The sequence below is a fragment of the Nocardioides sp. genome, from assembly GCF_047607365.1.
Lineage (GTDB): Bacteria > Actinomycetota > Actinomycetes > Propionibacteriales > Nocardioidaceae > Nocardioides.
Map to the genome: position 1 here is coordinate 1 of NZ_JASGDD010000135.1, position 3,459 is coordinate 3,459.

Below are 3,459 nucleotides of genomic sequence, written 5' to 3' on the forward strand. Positions count from 1 at the left end.
CGCCGCGGTGCCGAGGGTGCGGTGGATCCGCGCGGCCGCGGTGTCGGCGGCCCACGCCTTCGCGGTCGCGCCGAGGTCGAGGGTCGCGCCGGGAGCCACCCCGACCCGACGCAGGGCGGGGTCGAGGACGACGCGCCGCGAGGGGCGGGGCGGAGCGCCGTTCGGGCCGACCAGCCTGGTCGCCGTACGGCGCTCGCGGACCTTCGCGATGTCGGCGTCGTAGCCGAGGCCGACCAGGTCCGAGCCCAGCGCCGGGTCGACGTCGCCGTCGGTCTCGTCGCGGGCGGCGACGGCGAGGGCGACGAGGTCGAAGGCGAGCGGGCTGACCGGGACGAGCAGGCCGGAGCGCGCATGCACCCGGTCGAGGTCGGAGGGGTGGAAGCGGCTGACCGCTCGCTCGACGTCGGCCATCACCGAGCGGACGATCTCGGCGGCCTGCTCGAGGCGGTCGGCCTGCGTGACCGTCACGCGGACGCTGCACGACCAGTCGCGCCAGGTCGTCGAGGGGTGGTCGCCGCTCATGACGCGTGGGACGAGCCGTCAGAGCTGCTGGAGCTGCTCGAGCTGCTGGTGTCGGACGCCGAGACGCCCGACGAGCTGCTGGAGGTGCTGGAGTCGCTCGACGTGGAGCCGGACGTGCTCGTCGAGTCCGTGCCGGACGTCGAGGTCGTCGTGGTCGACGTCGTGGAGCCCGTCGAGTCGGTGGTCGCGCTCGTCGTGGTGTCGGACGCGGTCGCCGTCTGCGAGGCGGCGACGGTGAACGCGCCGGTCGCGACGGCGCTGGCCCCGAGGGCGCCGGCCAGCCAGCGCCGGGACCGACGGAAGACGGTGGGTCGGCTGCTCATGCCTCGAGCCTGCCCATCGAACTTGGGAGTCTCCGGAGAGCCGGCTTAAGTGACCATGAAGTCTGCGACGGCCATGGATCGACCTGGGCTCAGTCGATCTGGCCGATCGGCTCGCGCTTCTCGGCCTGGAACGCGTCCTCGGTGCGGCCGCGAGCCCAGTACGCCGAGATGGAGAGTGCCTCGCGCGGCACGGCGCGGTCGCGGAAGATCGCGCGGATCTCCTTCATCGCGCCCCGTTCGCCGTGGGCGAAGACCTGCGTGCCCTCCGGCCAGGTGGCCTCGGCGACGGCGGCGGTCAGCACGCCCTCCTCGTCCGACGGGTTGAGCAGCCAGCGCACCTCGACGCCGTCGGGGTGGGTCAGCGGCAGCTCGTCGGCCGGGTCGTGGATCTCGATCAGGGCCAGACCGGTGGCCGTGGCGGGCAGCGCCTCCAGGGCCGCCGCGATCGCCGGAGTCGCCGAGAGGTCGCCGACGAGCAGGTGGAACGGCGCCTCGGGGTCGGGCGCATAGGCGCCCCCAGGCCCGTTGGCGACGATCGTGTCGCCCGGCCGGGCGCGCACCGCCCAGGGGGCCGCGACGCCCTCGTCGCCGTGGGTGACGAAGTCGACGTCGATCGTCCCGGCCGCGCGGTCGATCGAGCGGACGGTGTAGGTCCGGACCACCGGCTGTCGGTCGGCGGGCAGGGTCTCGCGCAGCTCGCGGACGTCGTACGGCGGGACGAGGCCGAGGGACGGGTCGACGAAGACGAGCTTGACGTAGGAGTCGGTGTAGCCGGTCTCCGGGAATCCGGCGACGGCATCGCCGGAGAGCCGCAGCCGGACGAGATGAGGACCGAGGCGGTCGTTGCTCTCGACGCGGAGCAGGTGCTGGGGACGGGCGGGGCGGTCGGGGCGGGCCATGGGTCTCCTCACGAGACGGGTTTGCGATGAGAGGTAAGGCTTCCCTTACTATCATCACATGAATGAGCTGCTTCTCGGTCAGCCAGTCCTCGTCACAGGCGCGGCCTCCGGAATCGGACGGGCGGTCGCGCTGCGACTGGCCGCCGACGGCCGGAGCCTCGCGCTGCTGGACCGTGACACCGACAACCTTGCCGTGGCCGCCAAGGAGGCGGAGGCCGGGGGTGCGGGTGAGGTGGTCCCGCTCGCGGCCGACGTCACCCACGCGGCCGGTGTGGCCGCCGCGCTCGACCGGGCGGTCGATGCGCTCGGACCGCTCGCCGGCCTGGTGTCGGCGGCGGGGATCCTCGAGCCGGGCGGTCTCGCCGACGTCACGCCGGAGTCGTGGCAGCGCCATCTCGACGTCAACACGACCGGCGTCCTCACCCTGCTCCAGCAGGGCGCCCCGCGGCTGCGCGACGGTGGCGCGATCGTCGTGATCAGCTCCAACGCGGCTCGCGTGCCGCGCACCGGCATGCTGGCGTACGCCGCCTCCAAGGCGGCCACCTCCGCGCTGGCCCGCTGCGCGGGCCTCGAGCTCGCCGCCCGCGGCATCCGCTGCAACGTCCTCGAGCCCGGCTCGACCGACACCCCGATGCAGCGCGACCTGTGGCCCGACCCCGAGGCCGGGCGCCGGGCGGCGCTCGAGGGCGACCCCGGTGCCTTCCGGGTCGGCATCCCACTCGGCCGGATCGCGCGGCCCGAGGACGTGGCCGAGGTTGCCGCGTTCCTGCTCTCCGACGCCGCCCGCCACGTCACGCTGCAGCAGCTCTTCGTCGACGGGGGTGCGTCCCTGTGACCGAGCTCCTCGGCCGCCTCGACGCCGGCCTCCGCACCCAGGTCCTCTTCACCAGCGGCGACGAGGTGCTCGCGGGCGAGATCCTGGCCACCGGCGGCCCCGACGAGATCGTGGCCTCGCTGCGCGACGGCGAGCGGGCGGTCGTCGTGCTGCCCTTCGATCCGGGCGAGGCGGCCATCGCCCACCGCGTCGGGTCCCTCGGCCCGTCCGCCTTGCCTGCCAGGTGCGGGGTCGCACGCCGGGAGGTGACCGGGCCGGTGGCGCGCAACCCCACCCAGGTGGGGCTCGGGCGGCGGCACGTGGTCGTTGAGGAGCCGAGCGCGGAGACGTACGCCGACCGGGTGGGTGCCGCGCTGACGCGGATCGACGCCGGCGAGCTCGACAAGGTCGTGCTCGGCCGCGGCCTGCGCGTGGTCTCGACGCCACCCCTCGACGCGGCCGACGTGCTCGACCGGCTGCTGGAGACCCGGCCGGGGCGCTACGTCTTCGCGGTCCCGCTCGCCGACGGCATCCTGCTCGGCGGCAGCCCGGAGCTGCTGGTGCGCCGTGCCGGCCTGCGCGTGACGAGCCTGCCGCTGGCGGGCTCGGTGCCGCGGGTCGCGGACACCGATGAGGACACCGCGCACGCCGAGGCGCTGCGCGGATCGGTCAAGGATCTCGCCGAGCACCGGTACGTCGTCGACCAGATCCTCGACGCGCTGGCCCCGGTCACCGCGACGCTCAGCGCGCCCGACCGGCCCGAGCTGCTCGCCACCGACACGCTCTGGCACCTGGCCACGCCGATCGAGGCGACGCTCGCCCCCCGAGGCGGCCGCGCGCTGCCGACGGCGCTGGACCTCGCCCGCCTGCTCCACCCGACGCCCGCGGTCGCCGGCGTGCC

5 protein-coding genes are annotated in these 3,459 nt (G+C 74.9%); 3 read left to right on the forward strand and 2 right to left on the reverse strand.

The genetic code is table 11. From position 1 onward, the window contains the following. Window positions 1–522: FAD:protein FMN transferase (locus tag QM572_RS10890; protein ID WP_415092945.1), on the reverse strand; the 522-nt coding region annotated here is incomplete at its 3' end. Here QM572_RS10890 and QM572_RS10895 point away from each other — a divergent pair. Continuing rightward, window positions 508–894 carry a hypothetical protein gene (locus tag QM572_RS10895; protein WP_415092947.1) on the forward strand — a complete coding sequence of 129 codons (387 nt, stop codon included), beginning with the start codon at window positions 508–510 and terminating at the stop codon, window positions 892–894. The genes QM572_RS10890 and QM572_RS10895 overlap by 15 nt on opposite strands. A gap of 40 nt (window positions 895–934) precedes the next feature. Here the strand turns inward: QM572_RS10895 and QM572_RS10900 are convergent, their stop codons facing one another. After that, complete coding sequence (locus QM572_RS10900; protein ID WP_415092949.1) at window positions 935–1,744, reverse strand: siderophore-interacting protein; 810 nt, start codon at window positions 1,742–1,744, stop codon at window positions 935–937. 58 nt (window positions 1,745–1,802) lie between these two features. Between QM572_RS10900 and QM572_RS10905 the strand changes: the two genes are divergently transcribed. Then, window positions 1,803–2,579 carry an SDR family oxidoreductase gene (locus QM572_RS10905; protein ID WP_415092951.1) on the forward strand — a complete coding sequence of 259 codons (777 nt, stop codon included), beginning with the start codon at window positions 1,803–1,805 and terminating at the stop codon, window positions 2,577–2,579. Further along, window positions 2,576–3,459 (forward strand): chorismate-binding protein (locus QM572_RS10910; protein ID WP_415092953.1); only part of this gene is annotated, 884 nt, incomplete at its 3' end. The genes QM572_RS10905 and QM572_RS10910, both read left to right, overlap by 4 nt.

What these genes read in the sequence shown, in the direction of transcription:
- QM572_RS10905 (WP_415092951.1), top strand. Translation starts at nt 1,803, where the DNA reads ATGAATGAGCTGCTTCTCGGTCAGCCAGTCCTCGTCACAGGCGCGGCC.
- QM572_RS10900 (WP_415092949.1), bottom strand. Translation starts at nt 1,744, where the DNA reads ATGGCCCGCCCCGACCGCCCCGCCCGTCCCCAGCACCTGCTCCGCGTC.